Here is a 22,256-nt window from a genome sequence, read left to right on the forward strand (position 1 = left end):
GTCATTCGGAGCCGAGCTGTCCGTCGATGAGCTGGAAGAGCTCGTCGTCGGACGCCTGGTCCAGCCGGGGAACGGCAGGGATGTCGGTGGTGGTTACGGGCGGTTCACCGGCCGCCGTGAGCCGGGCCTGCAACGAGGCGAGCCGGGCGGCGACCCGCTCCCGGGCCTCCGTGTCGAGGGCGGCCCCGTCGAACGCGGCCTCCAGCTCGTCGATTCGGGCGAGGGCCGAGGCGGGTCCGCCGGGCAGCCGGTCGGTCAGCTCCGCGTGAAGGTGGGCGGCGAGCGCGGTCGCGGTCGGCCGGTCGAACAGCAGGGTCGTGGGCAGCCGCAGCCCGGTCTCGGCGCCGAGCCGGTTGCGCAGCTCGACGGCCGTCAGGGAGTCGAAGCCCAGGTCGAGCAGGCCCCGGTCGGCGGGCACCGGCCGGTTCGGCGGGTGGCCCAGCGTCTCGGCCACCGCCGCCCGCACCAGGTCGAGCACCAGGCGCGGCCGCTCCTCCTCGGCCGCCTCGGCGAGCTTGCGGACCCAGGGCGCGTGGCCGTCCGCGCCGGACACCGTCACCGGCCGCCGCTCCGGCAGGCCCACCAGGGACCGCAGCAGCGGCGGCACCCGGTCCGGGTCGCCGAGCCGGCGCAGCGACGAGACGTCCAGCCGGGCCGGCACCAGACCCGGGAGCCCCGAGGCCAGTGCCGCGTCGAACAGGTCAAGGCCTTCCCCCGTCGTGAGAGGGGCGATCCCGGTACGCGCGATCCTGGCCAGATCCGCCGGGCCGAGGGCGTCACCGAGGCCGCCGGACTGCTCCCAGAGCCCCCACGCCAGGGAGGCGGCGGGCAGCCCGAGCGCGTGGCGGTGATGGGCCAGCGCGTCCAAGTAGGTGTTGGCCGCGGCATAGTTGGCCTGGCCGGCGTTGCCGATGATCCCGGCCACCGAGGAGAACAGCACGAAGGCGACCGGTTCGATGCCGCGTTCCACGGTCAGCTCGTGCAGCAGCAGTGCGGCGTCGGCCTTGGGCCGCAGGACGGCCGTGAACGCCTCGGCCGTCAGCGCCTCCAGTGTCGCGTCCGCCGTGACGCCCGCCGCGTGCACCACGGCGCTCAGCGGATGGGCGTCCGGCACGGAGTCCAGCAGTTCCGACAGGGCCGCCCGGTCCCCGAGGTCGCAGGCGGTCAGGGTGACCTCGGCCCCGAGACCGGTGAGGTGGGCGACCAGCTCCCCGGCGCCCGGGGCGTCCGGTCCGCGCCGCCCGGTCAGCAGCAGCCGCCGCACCCCGTGCCGGGTGACGAGGCGTTCGGCGACCAGCCGCCCCAGCGCACCCGTGGCACCGGTCACCAGCACCGTGCCCGGCAACTCCGTGCGGCCCTCCACCGGGAGCGGCACGCGGGCCAGTCGCGGGACGAGCACCGCCCCTTCGCGCAGGGCGAGTTGGGGCTCACCGGTGCTCAGCGCGGCATCCCGCACACCGCCCGAGACATCCGCCCCGTCCGTGTCGACCAGGACGAACCGTCCGGGGTGCTCGGTCTGGGCCGTACGCACCAGGCCCCACCACGACGAACGGTCGAGCCCGGACACCGGGTCGCCGTCCTCGACGGCCACCCCCCGGCGCGTCGTCACGACCAGCCTGGCCCCGCCGAACCGGTCGTCAGCCACCCAGTCGCGCAGCACCCCCGCGAGAGCGGCCAGGGAACGGGGCTCTTCTCCCAGCAGGGCGTCGCCCGCGAACCGCCCCTGCGCCTCCGCGATCCTCAGCGCCTCGTCGTACCCGACCGCGGCCGCCCCGCCGGCCGGGACGGACCGCGCCGCCCACTGCACCCGGTACAGCCCGCCGTCGCCCCGGCGCGCCCGCGCGAACCGGGCCGGGTCGGCCTCCCGTACGACCAGGGCGTCCACGGAGAGCACCGGCGCCCCGGACTCGTCGGCGAGCAGCAGCGCTGTGGTGTCGGGCCCGGCCGGTGACAGGCGCACCCGCGCCGCCCCGGTCCCCGGCCCGTGCACCCGCACCCCGTTCCAGGAGAACGGCACCGGCAGCCCGCCCGAGGGACCGGGGCCGGCGAGCGCGAGCGGGTGCAGGGCCGCGTCGATGAGCGCGGGGGCCAGGAGCCGGCCGCCGGCCTCCTCCACGTCGACCGCGACCTCGGCGAACCACGTGCCGTCCTCCTCATCGCGCCAGGCGGCCCGCAGGCCCTGGAACGCGGGGCCGTACGCGTACCCCAGCGCGGCCAGCCCGGCGTATGCGTCACCCACCTCGACGGGCTCGGCCCCGGCCGGCGGCCAGGCACCCGTCAGGGGACCGGGCCGCGCACCGGCGTCCGCCGCGAGGACCCCGGAGGCGTGCGGCGTCCACGGCTCACCTTCGGCGTCCGCCGCCCGCGAGTGGACCGTCACCGGCCGACGACCGTCCACACCCGGCGCTCCCACGCTCACCTGCACCCGCACGGACCCCGTCTCCGGAATCAGCAGCGGGTCGCTGAGCGTCAGTTCGTCGAGTACGGGGGTGCCGGCCTCCCGGCCCGCGTACAGGGCGAGTTCGAGCAGAGCGGCCCCCGGCAGGACGACGACACCGAGCACCGCGTGGTCGGCCAGCCACGGATGGGTGGCCGTCGACAGCAGCCCGGTGTGGACCGTACCGGCGTCACCGGCGAGTTCCACCGCGGCCCCGAGCAGCGGGTGGTCGGCCGTCCCGAGCCCCGCCTGCTCGACCCGGGTCGTACCGGCCGGTGCCGCCGGGCGGTCAAGCCAGTACCGCTCGCGCTGGAAGGGATACGTGGGCAGCTCGACGGGGCGGCGGGCGTCCCGTACCCCGTACACCGCCCGGCCGACCGTGCCACCGGCGGCGTGCAGGGCGCCCAGCGCCTCCGGCAGCGTGCGCAGCTCGGAGCGGTCGCGGCGCAGCAGCGGCAGCGACACCGCGTCCGGGAGCGTGTCGGCGGCCATGGTCGCGAGCACCGCGTCGGGGCCCAGCTCCACGAAGGCGCCGATGCCCAGCTCCCTGAGCGTGCCGACGCCGTCCCCGAAGCGGACCGCCTCACGGGCGTGCCGGACCCAGTAGTCGGGCGACGCCAGTTCGTCGGGGGCGACGGCGGCTCCGGTGAGGTCGGAGATCACCGGAAGGCGCGGCGGCCGGAAGGCGAGACCGGACAGCACCTCACGGAACTCCGCGAGCATCGGCTCCATCAGCGGCGAGTGGAAGGCGTGACTCACGCCGAGCCGGTGCGTCCGGGCGCCCGACTCCCGTGCGCGGGCGGCGATCTCGTCCACCGCACCGGCCTCGCCCGACACCACCGTGGCGCGCGGCCCGTTGAGCGCGGCGATGCCCGCCCGGTCTTCGAGACCGCTCAGCAGCCGCGTCACCGCGTCCTCGTCGAGCGCCACCGCGAGCATGGCGCCCCCGGCCGGCAGTTCCTGCATCAGGCGCCCCCGGGCCGCCACCAGCGTCGCCGCGTCGGCGAGCGACAGCACGCCGGCCGCGTGCGCCGCGGCCACCGAGCCGATGGAGTGCCCGAGCAGCGCGTCCGGCCGCACACCGAAGTGCTCGAGGAGCCGGAAGAGCGCCGTCTCCAGGGCGAACAGGGCGGGCTGGGTGTACCGGGTCTCGTCGAGCAGGGCGGCCTGCGGCGTGCCCGCGTCGGCGAACACGATCTCGCGGAGCGAGCGGCCGATGAGCGGGTCCAGCGCGCCGCAGGCCGCGTCGAAGGCGGCGGCGAACGCGTCGTGCTCCGCGTACAGCTCACGGCCCGCCCCGGCGCGCTGGCTGCCCTGTCCGGTGAAGAGGAACGCGGTCCGGACCCGCTCCGCCGCCACGACCAGGGGTGTCTCGCCCGACGCGATGGAGGCGAGAGCGCGCCGAGCCTCTTCGCGGCCGGCCGCGACGAACGGGACGCGGTGCTCGAAGGCGCCGGGGCCGGCCGCGAGGGCCGCCGACACGTCGGCCGGGTCCGGGTGGGGGCTGCGGTCGAGTACGTCGGCCAGTTGCGCGGCCCGCGCGCGGAGTGCGCCGGGCGTGTGTCCGGACACCAGCCACGGGACCGGGCGCAGGGCGGTGGCGAACGCGTGCCCACCGGCGGCCGGTGCCCCCGGGCTCCGTTGAGCGTCGGCGCGCGGCGCGCCCGCGTCGGCCGGGGCCTCCAGGATCACGTGCGCGTTGGTCCCGCTGATCCCGAACGACGACACCGCGGCCCGCCGGGGCCGCTCCCGCTCCGGCCAGGGCGTCGTCTCGGTGAGGAGCGCGACACCGCCCTGCGCCCAGTCGACGTGCGGAGTCGGCCGGTCGATGTGCAGGCTCCTGGGCAGAGTCCCGTGCCGCATGGACAGCACGGTCTTGATCACGCCCGCCACACCCGCCGCGGCCTGGGTGTGCCCGATGTTGGACTTCACCGAACCCAGCAGCAGCGGCTGCCCGTCCGGCCGGTCCTGCCCGTAGACCGCGAGGAGCGCCTGCGCCTCGATCGGGTCGCCGAGCTTCGTCCCCGTCCCGTGCGCCTCCACGGCGTCGACGTCCCGGGCGGCGAGACCCGCCCGGTCCAGCGCCTCACGGATGACCCGCTGCTGGGACGGGCCGTTGGGTGCGGTGAGGCCGTTGCTCGCCCCGTCCTGGTTGACGGCGGAGCCCCGCAGTACGGCCAGCACCTCGTGGCCGTGGCGCCGGGCGTCCGACAGCCGCTCGACGAGCAGCAGCCCGACGCCCTCGCCCCAGCCCGTGCCGTCGGCGGCCTCCGCGAACGGCTTGCACCGCCCGTCGGCGGAGAGCCCCCGCTGTCGGCTGAACTCCACGAATGTCGCGGGCCCGGCCATCACCGTCACCCCGCCGGCGAGCGCGAGGTCGCACTCGCCCTGCCGCAGCGCCTGGGCCGCGAGATGCAGGGCGACCAGCGAGGAGGAGCAGGCCGTGTCCACGGTCACCGCCGGACCTTCGAGACCGAAGGTGTACGCGACCCGGCCGGAGGCGACACTGCCCGCGCTCCCGCTGACGAGATACCCCTCGACCTCACCCGGCGCGTTCGGCGATTGGTGCAGCCGCGCGCCGTAGTCGTTGTACATCACCCCCGCGAACACCCCGGTACGGGAGCCGCGCAGCCCGGCCGGGTCGATCCCGGCCCGCTCGAACGCCTCCCAGGCCGTTTCGAGCAGCAGCCGCTGCTGCGGGTCCGTGGTCAGGGCCTCGCGCGGGCTCATCCCGAAGAACTCCGGGTCGAAATCGGCGGCCGTGTGCAGGAACCCGCCCTCCCTCGCATACGAGGTGCCGGGCCGGGAGGCGTCCGGATCGTAGAGCCTGTCCAGGTCCCAGCCCCGGTCGGCCGGGAAGCCGGAGACGGCGTCCGCCTCCTCGCTGACCAGCCGCCACAGCTCCTCGGGAGTGGCCACCCCGCCGGGGAACCGGCAGGCCATGGAGACGATCGCGATCGGGTCGTCGGTGACGGTGGTACGGGTGGTGGCGGCGGCCGGTACGGGTGCGGGCCCGGCCACTCCGAGTTCGTCACGCAGCAGCGCGGCGAGCGCCTGCGGGGTCGGGTGGTCGAAGACCAGGGTCGTCGGCAGCCGCAGCCCCGTGGCCGTCCCGAGCCGGTTGCGCAGATCGACCGCGGCGAGCGAGTCGAACCCGAGATCGGTGAACGCGCGCGCCTCCGGCACGGCTCCCGCGTCCGTGTGCCCGAGCACCCTGGCCGTGGTGGCACGCACCAGCTCCAGCAGCCTCCGCTCCACCTCCTCGGCCGGCAGCCCGCCCAGCTGCTCGGCGAACGTCGAACCCGAGGCCGAGGGAATGGAGTTGACCGCCTTACGGGGACGCCTCGGCACCAGCGAACGCAACGGAGCCGGGACCGGCGTGCCCCCTTCGCCCAGTGTGGCGGTGGCGAAACGGGAGGCGACGAGCACTGGCCGCCCGGAGCCGAGCGCGTCGTCGAACAGCCGCAGCGCGCTCTCGGCCGGGAGCGGCGCGATGCCGGTGCGCGCCAGGCGGGCGAGGTCGGCCGCGCCCAGCCGCGACCCCATGCCGTCGCTCTGGTCCCAGAGCCCCCAGGCCAGCGAGGTGGCGGGCAACCCCTGGGCGTGGCGGTGCTGGGCGAGGGCGTCCAGATACGCGTTGGCCGCCGCGTAGTTGGCCTGCCCGGCCGTGCCGGTCGTCCCGGTGACCGAGGAGAAGAGGACGAACGCGGAGAGGTCCAGGCCGAGTTCACCCGCGAGCTCGTGCAGCAGCAGTGCGGCGTCCGCCTTGGGCCGCAGGACGCTGTCCAGCCGCTCCGGGGTCAGGTCCTCCAGCACCCCGTCGTCGAGCACCCCGGCGGCATGCACGATCGCGCTCAGCGGGTGCGCGGCCGGGACGCCCGCGAGGAGGGTGGCGGTGGCGTCCCGGTCGGCGGTGTCGCAGGCGACCAGGGTGACGTCCGCCCCGAGCCCTGTGAGGTGTGTCAGCAGCTCGGCCGCCCCGGGGGCCGCCGGGCCGCGTCGGCCGGCGAGCAGGAGGTGCCGGACGCCGTGGTGGGTGATGAGCCGCTCGGCGATCGTGGCGCCGAGCGCACCCGTGGCGCCGGTGAGCAGCACGGTGCCCCGGCCATCGGGCCCGGCGACCGGTGTCGGGGATCCGCCATGGATGCGGCGCAGCCTCGGCACCAGCATGCGCCCTTCGCGCAGGGCCAGTTGGGGCTCCTCCGCCTCCAGTGCGGCGGCGAGAGCCCGCTCACTGGCCGCGCTGCCGTCCGTGTCGACGACGACGAAGATCCCGGGGTGCTCCGACTGGGCCGTTCGCAGCAGCCCCCATACCGCGGCCGCCGACAGGCCGGTCACCTCATCGCCGTCCCGTGTCGCGACGGCGCCCGAGGTGACGACGGCCAGCCGGGAGCCCGCTGCCTCCTTCCGCGCCGCCCATTCCTGGACGAGAGCCAGGGCATGGTGCGCGGCCTCCGCAGCGGACAGGCCAGGGGCGATCCGCACGATCTCCGCCCCGGGCCGCACGTCACCGGCCCGGCCCGCGCGGGCCACCGGCTCCGTCCACTCCACCTCGTACAGCGGGTCGGTGTGCGCGGCGGCCACGGCGGGGGCGGGCAGCAGACGCACCGAACCCACGGAGGCCACGGGGCTCCCGGCGGCATCGGTCAACGACAGCGACACGGCCTGCCCGTCGCCGTCCGGCTCCAGGCGGACCCGCAGCGCATCGGCCCCCGTGGCGTGGAGGCGGATGCCGGACCAGGAGAACGGCAGCTTCAACTCGTCGCCGCCCCCTCGGAGCGGCAGCAGATGCAGGGCGGCGTCGAGCAGCGCGGGATGCAGCGCGAAGTCCCCGGCCCGGTCGCGCAGTTCGCCCGGCAATGCGACCTCGGCGAAGAGGGTGTCCCCGACCGCCCAGGCGTCCCGGAGGTTGCGGAAGGCGGGCCCGTAGCCGTAGCCCAGCGCCGCCAGCCGCTCGTAGACCTCGGCGGCATCCGTGCGCTCGGCACCGGCCGGAGGCCAGGGGGCTTCGGGGTCCACCACCTCGGCGTCCGCCGGTGCGAGCCACCCGGAGGCATGCCGGACCCAGGGCTGCCCCTCGCCGGACCGGGCATGCACCCCGAGCGACCGCCGGCCCGTCTCCTCCGGAGCACCGACCGCCAACTGGAGCGTCACCATCAAACCGTCGTCCGGCAGGGGCAGCGGCGCCTCCAGCGTCAGCTCGTCCACCACCGGGACGTCCGCCTCCTCGCCCGCGCGCAGGGCCAGTTCGATGAGGAGTGCGGCCGGGACGAGTGCCGCCCCGCCCATCACGTGGTCGGCGAGCCAGGGGAGCGAACGCGTGCCGACCTCGCCCGTGAACAGCAGCCCGCCGTCCCCGGCCAGCTCGACGGCCGGTGCGAGCAACGCGTCGGTCGCGGGGGCGTCCAGCCAGTAGTGGGTGGGCCGGAAGGGGTAGGTGGGCAGGTCGGTGTGTCCGGCTCCGCCCGTCGTGAGAGGGGTGCCGTGGGCGTACGTCGTGGCGAGAGCGGTCTCGAAGGTGTGGCGTTCGCTCTGGTTCTTGCGCAGGAGGGGGGTGGCGTGGGGTGTGTGGGTGGTGAGGGATGCGTCGGGGCCGAGTTCGAGGTAGGTGGTGATGTTCTTTCCGGCCAGGGCGGTGATGTTGTCGTGGTGGCGGACGGTGTCGCGTATCTGGTCGACCCAGTGGTCGGGGGTGGCCGGGTCCCCGGTGGTGATCAGAGGGACGCGCGGCGGGTGGTAGGTCAGGGACCGGGCCGTTTCCCGGAACGCGTCGAGGACCGGGTCCATGTGGTGGCTGTGGAAGGCGTGGCTGACGGTCAGCGGGTGGACGCGGTGCCCCTGCCGCTTCAGCGTCTGCGTGACGTCCTCCACGGCCTGTCGGTCTCCTGAAATGACCAGTGTTGTGGGGCTGTTCACGGCAGCGAGCGCCACGTGCGCGCTGAGGTGGGGCCGGATCTGCTCCTCGGTCGCCTCGACTGCGGTCATGGCTCCGCCTGACGGCGCGGACTGCATCAGTCGCGCGCGGGTGGCGATGAGGCGTGCGGCGTCGGGGAGGGTGAGGATGCCGGCCACGTGTGCGGCGGTGAGTTCGCCGATCGAGTGCCCGGTGACGTAGTCGGGGGTGACGCCGTGGTGCGCGAGGAGTCGGTGGAGGGCCGTCTCCAGGGCGAACAGGGCGGGCTGGGTGTAGCGGGTCTCGTCGAGCAGCGCGGCATCGGCGGTCCCGGCGGAGGCGAACATGACGTCCCGCAGGGGTTGTTCGAGATGCGGATCCAACGCGTCGAAGACCTCGTCGAGCGCGGCGGCGAACACCGGGTATGCCGTGTACAGCGTGTGGCCCATCTGCGGGCGCTGGCTGCCCTGCCCGGTGAACAGGTAGGCGATACGGGGGGTGGGCGCAGCAGTGCCCCGTACGAGTGCCGGATGATCCTCACCGGCCGCGAGTGCGGCCAGCGCGTCGAGTGCCTGCCCCCGGTCGTCCGCGAGCACCACCCCGCGGTGTTCCAGCGCGGCCCGACCCGTCGCCAACGTGCGGCCGATCGCCTCGGCCGGCGCGGGGTTCTCCCGTACGAAGGCGGCCAGGCGGGCAGCCTGTTCCCGGAGCGCGGCCGGGCTGTGCGCGGAGAGCGGCCACAGCGCGACCGTACTCTCGTCGGGCTCGGGTTCCTGCGGGTCCGGTCCCTGTTCGAGGATGACGTGGGCGTTCGTCCCGCTGATGCCGAAGGAGGAGACCGCCGCACGGCGCGGCCGGTCACGCTCAGGCCAGTCGGCCTCGTTCGTCAGGAGGCTGACCGCCCCCGACTCCCAGTCGATGTGCGGCGACGGCTCGTCGGCGTGCAGGGTGCGGGGCAGCACACCGTGGCGCATCGCCTCGACCATCTTGATGATGCCGCCCACCCCGGCCGCCGCCTGGGAGTGCCCGATGTTGGACTTCAACGAGCCCAGCAGCAGAGGCTGTTCGGCCGGTCGGTCCTGCCCGTACGTGGCGAGCAGCGCCTGCGCCTCGATGGGGTCCCCGAGCCGCGTGCCGGTTCCGTGGGCCTCGACGGCGTCGACCTCCGAGGCCCGCAGCCCCGCACCGGCCAGGGCCTGGCGGATGACGCGCTCCTGCGAGGGGCCGTTGGGCGCGGTGAGGCCGTTGCTCGCGCCGTCCTGGTTGACCGCCGATCCCCGGACGACCGCGAGCACCCGGTGGCCGTTGCGACGGGCGTCCGACAGCCGCTCCACCAGGAGCAGGCCCACGCCCTCCGACCAGCCGGTTCCGTCGGCCGACGCCGAGAACGACTTGCACCGGCCGTCGGGGGAGAGCCCGCGCTGGCGGCTGAACTCGACGAACGTGTCGGGGCGCGCCATCACGGTCACTCCGCCGGCCAGCGCGAGGTCGCACTCACCCTGCCGCAGAGCCTGGGCTGCCAGGTGCAGAGCGACCAGGGAGGACGAGCAGGCCGTGTCGACGGTCACCGCCGGGCCCTCGAGGCCGAAGGTGTAGGCGACCCGCCCCGAGATCACGCTCGATGTGTTGCCGGTGAGCAGATAGCCCTCCAGGTCGCGGGGCGCCTTCGCGAGCCGCGATCCGTAGTCGTTGTACATGACCCCGGCGAAGACACCCGTCCGGCTCCCGCGCACGCTGCCCGGGTCGATCCCGGCACGCTCGAACGTCTCCCAGGCCGTCTCCAGGAGCAGCCGCTGCTGCGGGTCGGCGGCAAGGGCCTCGCGGGGGCTCATTCCGAAGAACTCGGCGTCGAACTCCCCTGCTTCGTAGAGGAATCCGCCTTCGCGGGCGTACGAGGTGCCGAGGTGGTCCGGGTCCGGGTCGTAGAGGCCCGCCAAGTCCCAGCCCCGGTCGGTGGGGAAGCCGCCGATGGCGTCCCGGCCCGACGCGACGAGGTCCCACAGGTCGTCGGGCGACGCCACGCCGCCCGGGTAGCGGCAGGCCATGCCCACGATGACGACGGGGTCGTCCTGGCCGACGGGCCGCGCACCGGTGACGGGGGCGGGGGAGCGGGTGGTGCCGCCGGGCAGCAGGGTCAGCAGGTGGGCGGCCAGCGACCTGGGCGTGGGGTGGTCGAAGACGGCCGTGGTGGAGATCCGCAGCCCGGTGGCGGTGGCCAGCCGGTTGCGCAGGTCGACACCCGCCAGGGAGTCGAAGCCGAGGTCCCGGAAGGCGCGCGAGTCGTCCAGCGCGGCCGGGCCGGTGTGACCGAGCACGGTGGCCACGGTCGCCCGCACCAGGTCCGTGACGGCGGCCCGCCGTTCGTCCTCCGGGAGGGCGGAGGTCTGCTGGGCCCAAGTTCCTGCCTCGGAGTTCCCGGCCGTCGCCGCCGAGGCGCGGGGCCGCGGAGGGCGTACCAGCCCGCGCAGCACGGAGGGCAGCGCGCCGTGTTCCGCCCGCGCCCGCAGCGCGGGTGTGTCGAAGCGTACGAGGACCGGGGCCGGGTCCTCGCCCGCGAGGGCCGCGTCGAGCAGGGCGAGCCCGTCGGTGACGGACAGCGGGCCGAGCCCGGAACGCGACCAGCGGGCCAGCTCGGTCACGCCGAGGGTGCCGCTCATCCCGTCCGGCTGGTCCCAGAGCCCCCAGGCGAGCGAGGCGGCGGGCAGGCCGTGGGCGCGACGGTGGTGGGCGAGGGCGTCGAGATAGGCGTTGGCAGCGGCATAGTTGGCCTGCCCGGCGTTGCCGGTGACCCCGACGACCGACGAGAACAGCACGAAGTCGCTCAGGTCGTCGTCGGCCGTGAGCTCGTGCAGATGGGCCGCCGCGTCGGCCTTCGCCCGGAGCACGGCCTCCAGCCGGTCCGGCGTCAGCCCCTCGACCGTTATGTCGTCCAGCGCACCGGACAAGTGGAAGACGGCCCCCAGGGGGTGGTCGGCGGGAATCGATTCCAGGACCCCGGCCAGCTCCTCGCGCGAGGAGGCGTCCACGGCTGCGAACCGCACCTCGGCGCCGGCGTCGGCCAGCTCGCGGGCCAACTCCCGCGCCCCCTGAGCCTCTTCGCCGCTGCGGCTCACCAGCAACAGGTGACGGGCGCCATGCCGTTCCACGAGGTGCCGGGACACCAGCCGGCCGAGCCCACCGGTTCCGCCGGTGATCAGGACCGTGCGGTGGCCGTAGTCGCGCGGCTCCGGGGCGTCGATGGCGCCGCCACGGGTGATCCGGGGAGCGGACAGACCGCCTCCGCGCACGGCGAGTTGGGGTTCGTCGCGGGTCGCCTCGGCCAGCCTGCCCAGGTCCGGTGCGTCCTCGTCGACATCCGCCAGGGCGAACCGTCCGGGGTGCTCCGACTGCGCCGACCGCACGAGCCCCCAGGCGGCGGCCGACCAGGGGTCGGGTACGGAGTCGCCCTCCGCCACGGCCTGCGCGCCACGCGTCAGGAGCAGCAGTCGGGCGTCGCCGAAGCGGTCCGCGTTCAGCCACTCCCATACCAGCGCCAGCGTGTGCGCGGCGGCCGCACGGCCCTGTGGCACGGAGACGGCGACCACGTCCGGGACGGGCGCGTCGGGCGCGAGGTCCGTGAGCGCGTCGACGTGCACCGCGTGTGCCCGGGGTGAGGCGTGTCGCGGGACGGGCGTCCAGTCGATGCGGTGGGGTGCGGGAGTCCGGCCGGCCGGGGCGCCGAGTGCGGCGGCGTCGACCGGAAGCAGGGTGAGGGATTCGGCGGACAGCACGGGGTTGCCGGCCGGGTCGGTGACCGTGAGCCTGCCGGACGACCAGCGGGCGCGCAGAGCGGTGGCGCCGGTCGCGAAGAGCTCGACGCCCGACCAGGCGAAGGGAACCGGCAGCCCGCCGTCCTCCCGCGCCTCCTCCCGGCCGACGAGCGGGTGCAGGGCCGCGTCGAGCAGGGCGGGGTGGAGCGGGAACCGAGCCGCCTGCTCGTCCGGTTCGCCGGGGAGCGCGATCTCCGCGAAGAGGTCGTCGCCGTCGCTCCACGCCGCTCGTACGGCACGGAACGCGGGCCCGTAGCCGTACCCGAGCCGCTCCAGCCGGGCGTACAGCGCCTCCACGTCGAGCGCGTCGGCGTGCGCCGGAGGCCAGGCGGTGTCCGGGGCGGCGGAGGGCGCGGCGGACGACGGGGCCAGAGTGCCCGTGGCGTGCCGGGTCCAGTCGGCCGCCGGGTCCGGCCGGGTGTGGACGCTGAGGATGCGGTGTCCGTCGGCGTCGGCCGGGCCGACGGCCAGCTGGAGCGGGAGCGAGCCCTCGGCGGGCAGCACGAGCGGGGCTTCGAGCGTAAGCTCGGCCACTCTCGGCGCGTCAACGGCCTCACCGGCGGCGAGCGCGAGATCCACGAAGGCCGTGCCCGGAAGCAGGGCGTGGCCCAGGATCTCGTGGTCCGCGAGCCAGGGGTGCATGTTTGGGGACAGCCGGCCGGTGAAGACCCATCCACCCTGCTCGGCCAGCTCGCCCGAGGCCCCGAGGAAGGGGTGCTCGGCGGCCACGAGCCCCAGTGACTCCGGACCGGCCGTGACCCGGCTCGGCAGCCTCCAGTAGCGGGTGGTGCGGAAGGGGTAGGTGGGGAGGGCCGCGTGTCCGCGTCCGCCCAGGTCGAGAGGGGTGCCGTGGGCGTGGGTGGCGGCGAGGGCGGTGCGGTAGGTGCGGTTCTCGTCGCTGTTCTTGCGCAGGAGCGGGGTGGCGTGGGGTGTGTGGGTGGTGAGGGAGGCGTCGGGGCCGAGTTCGAGGTAGGTGGTGATGTTCCTGTCCGCCAGGTTGGCGAGGTTGTCGTGATGGCGGACCGTGGTGCGTATCTGGTCGACCCAGTGGTCGGGGGTGGCGGGGTCTCCGACGGTGATCAGCGGTGTACGGGGTGGGTGATAGGTGACCGTCCCGGCCACTTCGCGGAACGCGTCCAGGATCGGGTCCATGTGGTGGGAGTGGAAGGCGTGGCTGACGGTGAGCGGGTGGATGCGGTGCCCCTGCTCCTTCAACGTCCGCGCGGTGTGACGGACGGCGTCCGCATCGCCCGAAATCACCAGGGAGGTCGGGCTGTTCACGGCAGCGAGGGCCACGTGCTCGTTGAGGTACGGCTGTATCTGTTCCTCGGTCGCCTCGACGGCGGTCATGGCTCCGCCTGCCGGTGCGGACTGCATGAGCCGGGCGCGGGTGGTGATGAGGAGTGCGGCGTCGGACAACGTGAGGATGCCGGCGACGTGTGCGGCGGTGAGTTCGCCGATCGAGTGCCCGGTGACGTAGTCGGGGGTGACGCCGTGGTGCGCGAGGAGTCGGTGGAGGGCCGTCTCCAGGGCGAACAGGGCGGGCTGGGTGTAGCGGGTCTCGTCGAGCAGCGCGGCATCGGCGGTCCCGGCGGGGGCGAACATGACGTCCCGGAGGGGCCGTTCCAGGTGCGGGTCGAGCACGTCGAAGGCCTCGTCGAGCGCGGACGCGAACACGGGATGGGTGGCGTACAGCGTGCGTCCCATTTCCGGGCGCTGGCTGCCCTGCCCGGTGAACAGGAAGGCGATACGGGAAGTGGGCGCCGCAGTGCCCCGTACGAGTGCCGGATGATCCTCACCGGCCGCGAGCGCGGCCAGCGCGTCGAGCGCCTGCTCCCGGTCGTCCGCGAGCACGACCCCACGGTGCTCCAGCGCGGCCCGCCCTCGGTGCAGCGACGAAGCAATCCGGCCGGGTTCGGCCTCCGGGTGCTCCTCGACGTACGCCCGCAGCCGCGCGCCCTGCTCCCGCAGCGCGTCGGGGTCCTGGGCGGACAGCGGCCACAACGCGACCGGGTCGGTCTCGGACTCGGACTCGGACTCATGCGGAGCCTGGCCCTGCTCCAGGATGATGTGCGCGTTCGTCCCGCTGATGCCGAAGGAGGACACCGCCGCGCGGCGCGGCCGTTCGCGCTCCGGCCAGGGCGTGTCCTCGATCAGCAGCCGCACCGCCCCCGACTCCCAGTCCACATGGGGCGACGGCTCGTCCACGTGCAAGGTGCGGGGCAGCACACCGTGGCGCATCGCCTCGACCATCTTGATGATGCCGCCCACCCCGGCCGCCGCCTGGGTGTGCCCGATGTTCGACTTCAACGAGCCGAGCAACAGGGGCTGTTCGGCCGGGCGGTCCTGCCCGTACGTGGCCAGCAGAGCATCGGCCTCGATCGGGTCGCCGAGCCGTGTGCCCGTGCCGTGCGCCTCCATCGCGTCCACGTCCGCCGTCCCCAGGCCGGCCTGGGCCAGGGCCTGGCGGATGACGCGCTCCTGCGAGGGGCCGTTGGGCGCAGTGAGGCCGTTGCTCGCGCCGTCCTGGTTGACCGCCGATCCCCGGACGACCGCGAGCACCCGGTGGCCGTTGCGGCGGGCGTCCGACAGCCGCTCCACCAGCAGGAGCCCCACGCCCTCCGCCCACGCCGTGCCGTCGGCCGACGCGGCGAACGCCTTGCAGCGGGCGTCCGCCGCGAGGCCGCGCTGCCGGCTGAACTCCAGGAACATGCCGGGCGTCGGCATCACCGTCACCCCGCCCGCGAGCGCGAGGTCGCACTCGCCCCGGCGCAGGGCCTGGGTGGCGAGATGCAGCGCCACCAGGGACGAGGAGCAGGCCGTGTCCACGGTCACCGCCGGGCCTTCGAGGCCGAAGGTGTACGCGATCCGGCCCGAGGCGACGCTCGCGGTGCCGCCGGTCAGGAGGTAGCCGTCCAGCCCCTCGGCCGGCTCGTGCAGGCGGGGCCCGTAGTCCTGGGCGGTCGCGCCGACGAACACCCCGGCCGCGCTGCCGCGCAGGCTGTCCGGGGCGATCCCGGCCCGCTCGAACGCCTCCCACGCCGTCGTGAGCAGCAGCCGCTGCTGAGGGTCCATCGCCGCTGCCTCGCGCGGGCTGATCCCGAACAGTCCGGCGTCGAACTCCCCGGCGCCGTAGAGGAATCCGCCCTCCCGCACATAGGCGGTCCCGGGCCGGTCCGGGTCGGGGTCGTACAGCGCGTCCAGGTCCCAGCCCCGGTCCGTGGGGAACGGCCCGATGGCGTCCGTGCCCTCCGACACCACCCGCCACAGGTCCTCCGGCGACGCCACCCCGCCGGGGTAGCGGCACGCCATGCCCACGATGGCGATCGGTTCGTCCGCGTGGACGCCGGAGGCGCCCGGCCGCGCATGTGCGGCGCTGTCCGAAGGCCCGTCGAGCCGGTCGCGCAGCAGGCGGACCACGGCCTCGGGCGTGGGGTGGTTGTAGACGAGCGCCGACGGCAGGGAGAGGCCGGTCGCGGTCTGGAGGCGGTCGCGCAGCTCGACCCCGGCCAGCGAGTCGAAGCCCAGGTCCTTGAACGCGTGGCCCGGGTCGACCGCCTCGCCCGTGACGTGCCCGAGCACGATCGCGACCTGTGTCAGGACCAGATCGAGCAGGTCCGCGTCGGGCTTCGCGTCGGGCGCGGCCTCGCGAGGGGCCGCCGGTACGGGAATCTCCGGTGCCTCCAACGGGCCGTCCAGCCAGTGGCGTTCGCGCTGGAACGCGTACGTCGGCAGTGGTACGGACCTGCCGCCCCGGTCCGCGAGCGCGTCCGCCCAGTCGACCCGGGCGCCCCGGACCTGCGCTCCGGCCAGGGCGGCGACCAGGGTCTCCGGCTCGGGCCGGCCGCGCCGCAGGACGGACAGTGGCGCCGGATCGCCCTCGCCGAGGGTCTCTCCGGCCATGGCGGTGAGGACGGCGTCCGGGCCCAGCTCGACGAAGACGCGTACGCCCTCGTCCCGCAGGGTGCGCAGACCGTCGTGGAAGCGGACCGCGTCGCGGATGTGGCGGGTCCAGTAGTCCGGGGAGGTGAGTTCCTCCGGTGTCGCGATGCGGCCCGTGACATTGGAGACGAGCGGGATGCGCGGTGCCCCGTACGTGATGTCCGCGGCGACCCGGCGGAACGCGTCGAGAGCCGGGTCCATCAGCGGGGAGTGGAACGCGTGGCTCACCGCGAGGCGCCGGGTGCGACGGTCCCGCGCGGCGAACGCGTCCTTGACCCGCAGGACGTCCGGCTCGTCGCCCGAGACGACGACGGAGCGGGGCCCGTTCACCGCCGCGAGGGACACCCGGCCGGTCAGGAGCGGGGCGACCTCCTCCTCGGTCGCCTCCAGCGCCGCCATCGCACCGCCCACCGGAAGCTCCTGCATCAGCCGGCCCCGGGCCGCGACCAGGCGCGCGGCGTCGTCGAGAGACAGCACCCCGGAGACATGGGCCGCCGTCAGCTCCCCGATCGAGTGCCCGGCCAGCCGGTCCGGGCGCAGCCCCAGGTGCTCCACCAGCCGGAACAGCGCCGTCTCCACGGCGAACAGCGCGGGCTGGGTGTACCGCGTCTCGTCCAGCGGCGCCGCGCCTTCCGGCGCGAGGACGAGTTCCGCGAGCGGCCGGTCCAGATGCGGCGCGAAGGCTGCGCAGACCTCGTCGAACGCCGCCGCGTACTCCGGATACGCGGCGTACAGCTCGCGCCCCATTCCGGCGCGCTGACTGCCCTGACCGGTGAACAGGAACGCGGTCAGCGGGGGGTGCGCCTCCGCCCTGCCGCGCACGAGCGCCGGGTCGTCCCGGCCCTCGGCCAGCGCGTCGAGCGCACGCAGCAGCCCGTCCCGGTCCGCCGCGATTGCCACGGCCCGCTCGTCGAAGAGGGTGCGGGTGGCGGCGAGGGAGTACGCGGTGTCGAGCGGGGAGGGCGCGGTACCCGCGAGATGATCGCGCAGCCGGGCGGCCTGCCCGCGCAGGGCGCCGCCGTCACGAGCACTGAGCAGCCAGGGCAGAGGGCGGACGTCGGACGCGACCGCCGCATGAGCCTTCGTCTCCGTACCGGCCTTCGTCTCCGTACCGGCCTTCCTCTCCGTACCGGCCTGCGTCCCCGCACCGGTCGCCACGACGCCCGTGGCCTCGCGGGCGTCCGGCCCGGCGTCGGCGCCCGACGCGGGCACCGCACCGGCCTCCGCCCCGCCGCCCGTCTCCGCACCGGCCCGCGGCTCGCCCACCACCACATGGCAGTTCGTCCCGCCCATGCCGAACGAGCTGACCCCCGCGATCAGCGGAGCCTCCTCGCGCGGCCACGGCCCCTCCTCCGTCCGGACCCGCAGGCCCAGCTCCGTCAGGGGGATCGCCGGGTTCGGGCGCTCGAAGTTGAGGCTCGCCGGGAGCCTGCGCCGGGAAACGGACAGGGCGGTCTTCAGCAGGCCCACCAGGCCGGCCGCGCCCTCCAGATGGCCCACGTTGGTCTTCGCCGAGCCCACCTGGAGCGGTGCCCCGGACGGGCGGTCCGTGCCGAGGGCAGCACCGAGCGCGGCCGCCTCCACCGGGTCGCCAACAGGCGTACCCGTGCCGTGCAGTTCGACGTACTGGACCGCGTCGGCCGTGACACCCGCTCGCGCGTACGCCTCGCGGAGCACCGCCTCCTGCGCGGCCCGGTCCGGGACCGTCAGGCCCTCGGAGGCGCCGTCGTTGTTGACCGCGCTGCCCAGGATCACGCAGTGCACCCGGTCGCCGTCCGCGCGGGCCCGGTCCAGGGGCTTCAGGACGACCGCGACGCCGCCCTCTCCGCGTACGTAGCCGTTGGCCCGGGCGTCGAACGTGAAGCAGCGCCCGTCCGGCGACAGGGCGCCGAACTTCGCGCTGTCCGCGCTGCTGCCGGGGGAGAGGATGAGGTTGGCGCCGCCGACGATCGCGAGGTCCGACTCCCCGGCGCGCAGGCTCTCGCAGGCCAGGTGCACCGCGACCAGCGACGAGGACTGCGCCGAGTCCACGGTGAGACTCGGACCGGTCAGGCCGAGGACGTACGACAGCCGGTTGGCGAGGATGCCGCGGTGCAGCCCGGTCACGGAGTAGCGGTCGGCGCCCGCCTCGCCCCGGCGGTGGTGGAGGGCCGCGTAGTCGTCCCAGATGGCACCGGCGTATACGGCGGTCCGGCTGCCGGCCAGCGTGCCCGGGACGATGCCCGCCTCCTCCAGCGCCTCCCAGCCCAGTTCGAGGAGCAGCCGCTGCTGCGGGTCCATCGCGGCCGCCTCGCGGGGCGGGACGGAGAAGAAGCCGGCGTCGAACCGGTCCACCTCGTCGAGGAAGCCCCCGCGGGCCGGGGCACCGGCGGCCCCGCGGTCCGCAGGTGCCTCCCCGACGGCGTCCCCGCCGCGGCTGAGCAGGTCCCAGAACGCGGCGGGACCGGCCGCCCCGGGGAGGCGGCAGGCGAGACCGATGACGGCGATAGGTGCCAAGTGGGCGCTACGCATGATCTGTGACGTACTCCCTCGTCGAGGACGACCCGGCGGAGCCACCACCTTCACCGGCCGCGCTAACGGCGGCCTTTGCGCGTTCTAAATCGCCCCCGACCCTCCCGCGTGCAGCCCGCGCCTCAGCGCGGTCAGGTGCTCCAGCGCGACGCGGTGCGGCTCGTCGCCGTCCGCCTCCGGGCCGTCCGCCCAGCCGCCGAACGCGTGGTACGCGCCGGGGAAGTTGTGCACCTCCACCGGCACCCCCGCCCGCGCCAGGCGCAGCCCGTACAACAGGCCCTCGTCGCGCAGCGGATCGAGCCCCGCCGTCGAGATGTACGCCGGGGGCAGCCCGCGCAGGTCCGCCGCGCGCGCCGGAGCGGCGTGCGCGGGGAGTTCGGCCAGGCCGCCGAGGTACAGCTCCCAGCTCTCCTGCGCCAGACGGCGGTTCCAGATCGGCGTGTCCGTGAACCCGGCCATCGAGTCCGTCTCCAGCCGGTCGTCCAGCACCGGGGTGCTCAGGTGCTGGAGGACGAGGGCCGGGCCGCCCCGGTCCCGGGCGAGCAGGGTCAGACCGGCGGCCAGGCAGCCCCCGGAACTGGCCCCCGCCACCGCAAGCCGGCCGGGGTCCGCGCCGATCTCCGCCGCGTTCCCGGCGGTCCACTCCAGCGCGGCCCAGCAGTCGTCGAGCCCCGCCGGGAACGGATCCTCCGGCGCCAGCCGGTAGGACACCGCCACGACCACCGCCGACGCGAACACCGCCGCCTGGGCGGCCGAGTGGTGCACCGAGTCCACATTGCCGAGGACGAAACCCCCGCCGTGGATCCACACCACGGCGGGCAGCCCCGGCCCCGCCCCGGCCGGGCGGTAGACCCGCACTCGCACCCGGGGCGCCCCGGGCGCGCCCGGAATCCATCGCTCCGACACCTCGGCCCCCGGAACCGCCGGGAGTTCACCCAGCGGCCGGGGGCCCGCACGGTGGTCGGCGACCGCGTCGGCCAGCCTTCCCGTCACCGGCATGATCAGGCCTCCAGAGCGATGGCCTGCGAGGGGCAGAGCGCCACGGTGTCCCGCAGCCTCGCCTCCTCGGCCGGACCGTCCACCCGGTCCTCCAGGACCAGGACCGTGCCCTCGTCGGACTGGTCGAAGCGGTCGGGGGCGGACAGGACGCACTGCCCCGCGCCCAGACACCGCTGTGTATCGGCCTTGATGTGCATGGCTTCCGGTTCCCTTCTGATCATCACGTGGCGGCAGGCGTGCTCACCAGGTGACGGGCAGGCGCCAGATGCCCTGGACCCCGCCCGGTTCCTTGACCGGCAGCTGCCCCGAGGGTTCGGCGAGGCGCAGCCCCGGCAGCCGGCGGAAGAGTGTGGACAGCGCGATCTCCATCTCGGCCCGCGCCAGGTTCTGGCCGATGCACTGGTGGACGCCGTGCCCGAACGAGATGTGGTGGCGCGCGCCGCGCCCCACGTCGAAGGCGTCGGCGGCCGGGAACGCCTCGTCGTCCCGGTTGGCCGAGGAGATGACGACGATCACCCCGTCACCCGCCTTCACCTGGTGCCCGCCCAGCTCCGTGTCGACCGTCGCGAACCGGGCGACCCCGTCGGCGATCGCCATGTACCGCAGCAGCTCCTCGACGGCGCCCGGCAGCAGCGTCTCGTCGGCGCGCAGGGCCGCCAGCTGCTCCGGGTTCTCCAGCAGGGTGAGCACACCGAGCGCTATGGCGCTGGCGGTGGTCTCGTGCCCGGCGACCAGGAGCAGCAGCGCGATGTCGACCAGGTCGCGCCGGTTCAGCGCGCCCGTGGACAGCTGCTCCGCGATCAGGGTGTCCAGCAGCCCGTCGCCGGGCTCCTGCTCCTTGCGACGGATCAGCCCGTCGAGGTACGAGGCGAGCTGCGCGAACGCGTCGGCGCTGTCCTCCAGGCTCGTCGTCCCGGTCACCACCCGCCGCGACTGCTGCTCGAAGAAGGCGTGGTCGGTGTACGGCACGCCGAGCAGTTCGCAGATGACGACGGACGGCACCGGCAGGGCGAAGTCCGGGACGAGGTCGGCGACCGGGCCCTTGGCCTCGATCGCGTCGATCAGCTCGTCCACCAGCCGCTGGATGCCGGGCCGCAGTGCCTGCACCTTGCGGACGGTGAAGTTGGTGAGCAGCATGCGCCGCTGCACGGTGTGCTCCGGCGGGTCCATGCCGATGAAGTTGCGCACCTTGCGCGCCGACTCGAAACGCGGGGCGGTGGCCGGATAGTGCGGGTGGACCCGGTCGGAGGAGTACGTGGCCGCGTCGAGCAGGACCTGTCGCGCCTCCGCGTGCCCGCTCACCGCCCAGACCCGGCGCCCGTTGTACAGCTCCACCAGGGAGACGGGCCCCTGGTCGCGGTAGGCGTCGTAGCCGGCGGGCGGCTGGTAGGGGCAGCCGCGGGCCTGCGGGTAGGCGGGCAGTTCGCGTGCGTCGGCGGGTGCTGCGGTGCTGGTCTCGGTCATTCCCCGGCCTCCAGGGCAGTGAGTGGGACGACGGCGGGCGCCGGGCCCGCCGGCTTCTGCGCGCGAGGAGCGCTGAACCGCCGTACGGCGGGCGCTTCGACCCAGCTGTACAGAGCCAATGCCAGGGCGAGGGCGGTCAGCAGAGCGGCGAGCAGCAGCGCGGCCGCCGCGGCGCCGGGCAGGTTCTCGTCGGCCACGAGCCACTTGTGGCCGTACGCCACCACCAGCCCGTGCACCATGTAGAACGCGAACGACAGCTCCCCGAGCCGCACCAGCACCCGCCCCCGGAAGGGCGAGGTGGTCTCCCGGACGTCGGCCTGCGCGGCGGCGACGACCAGCGGGGCCAGCCACAGGGCGCCGGTGCCGGCCACCCCGTACAGATACGGAACCGAGGAGTTGAGCACGTACCCGCCGACGGCGATCACGGCGGCGGGCAGCAGTCCGATACGGGGCAGCGCACCGGTCAGCACCAGCCGCGCGGCGATCATGCCGAGCACGAACTCGATCGCCCGGACCGGCGGGAAGAAGTAGACGGACCAGATCTGCTCGAAGGACAGCGAGCCGTCCGCGATGAACGGCAGCGGCGTCCCGGCCACCGTCCAGCTGCTGACGGCCGGCACCAGGACGGTGAGGGCGGCGAGAACCCCGGCGAGGGTCCACAGCCGACGGGCCGAAAGCCGCTCCAGGACCGGCAGCAGGAACGGGAACGCGAGGTAGAAGAACAGCTCGCACGAGAGCGACCAGCTGACGGCGTTCATCGTGTTGGGGACCTGGATCTCCGGTATCCACGCCTGGACCAGGAAGAGGTTGGCCAGGACGCCCTTCGTGGTGAACATCTCGGAGGCCGCCGCCATCAGGAAGGCGGCGACGGCGAATGTGACCAGGTGGTTGGGGAAGATCTTCACCAGTCTGCGCCGCCAGACCCGGGGCGCGCCTTCCGCGGGCCGCGCCGACCACGTCAGGACGAAACCGCTGAGCACGAAGAAGAACGTCACCCCGTAGAACCCGGCGTTGGCGAAACAGTCGCTCAGCGTGTCACCGAGTCCGCCACCGATGAACCGGGTCTGGAACGTGGTGTGGAAGGCGAAGACCAGCAGGGCCGCCAGGAAGCGCATCCCGGTGAGGGACGGCAGCCTGGCGGCCCGCGGCCGGTCCGGTGCGGACGGGGTGGCGGTGGATGGGACGGGTGAGCCTGGCATGG

Annotated in this window: 5 protein-coding genes; all 5 read right to left on the reverse strand. The window is 74.7% G+C overall.

Annotation, left to right across the window (positions count from 1 at the left end; translation table 11 throughout):
• Position 1: 1 nt before the first annotated feature.
• Positions 2-18,592: a type I polyketide synthase gene (locus tag BLW14_RS28460; RefSeq protein ID WP_093709985.1), complete on the reverse strand. Its 18,591-nt coding sequence runs from the start codon at positions 18,590-18,592 to the stop codon at positions 2-4.
• A gap of 84 nt (positions 18,593-18,676) precedes the next feature.
• Positions 18,677-19,591: an alpha/beta hydrolase gene (locus tag BLW14_RS28465; protein ID WP_093709986.1), complete on the reverse strand. Its 915-nt coding sequence runs from the start codon at positions 19,589-19,591 to the stop codon at positions 18,677-18,679.
• A 2-nt stretch (positions 19,592-19,593) separates the two neighbouring features.
• Positions 19,594-19,788 (reverse strand): ferredoxin, encoded by a 195-nt coding sequence (locus tag BLW14_RS28470; protein ID WP_018522878.1) that lies wholly within the window; start codon positions 19,786-19,788, stop codon positions 19,594-19,596.
• Positions 19,789-19,831: 43 nt separating this feature from the next.
• On the reverse strand, positions 19,832-21,055 hold the full coding sequence (locus BLW14_RS28475) for a cytochrome P450 (protein ID WP_093709987.1): 1,224 nt from the start codon (positions 21,053-21,055) through the stop codon (positions 19,832-19,834).
• Positions 21,052-22,254, reverse strand: a complete 1,203-nt coding sequence (locus BLW14_RS28480) for an acyltransferase family protein (RefSeq protein ID WP_093709988.1) — start codon at positions 22,252-22,254, stop codon at positions 21,052-21,054. The genes BLW14_RS28475 and BLW14_RS28480 overlap by 4 nt, the downstream gene beginning before the upstream one ends.
• Positions 22,255-22,256: the final 2 nt, after the last annotated feature.

Origin of the sequence: Streptomyces sp. 2131.1 (assembly GCF_900105515.1) — a bacterium.
Lineage (GTDB): Bacteria > Actinomycetota > Actinomycetes > Streptomycetales > Streptomycetaceae > Streptomyces > Streptomyces drozdowiczii.

Bases quoted from the DNA above. Each gene is read 5' to 3' on its own strand.
- BLW14_RS28475 (WP_093709987.1), bottom strand. From the start codon at position 21,055: ATGACCGAGACCAGCACCGCAGCACCCGCCGACGCACGCGAACTGCCC.
- BLW14_RS28465 (WP_093709986.1), bottom strand. From the start codon at position 19,591: ATGCCGGTGACGGGAAGGCTGGCCGACGCGGTCGCCGACCACCGTGCG.
- BLW14_RS28480 (WP_093709988.1), bottom strand. From the start codon at position 22,254: ATGCCAGGCTCACCCGTCCCATCCACCGCCACCCCGTCCGCACCGGAC.
- BLW14_RS28470 (WP_018522878.1), bottom strand. From the start codon at position 19,788: ATGCACATCAAGGCCGATACACAGCGGTGTCTGGGCGCGGGGCAGTGC.
- BLW14_RS28460 (WP_093709985.1), bottom strand. From the start codon at position 18,592: ATGCGTAGCGCCCACTTGGCACCTATCGCCGTCATCGGTCTCGCCTGC.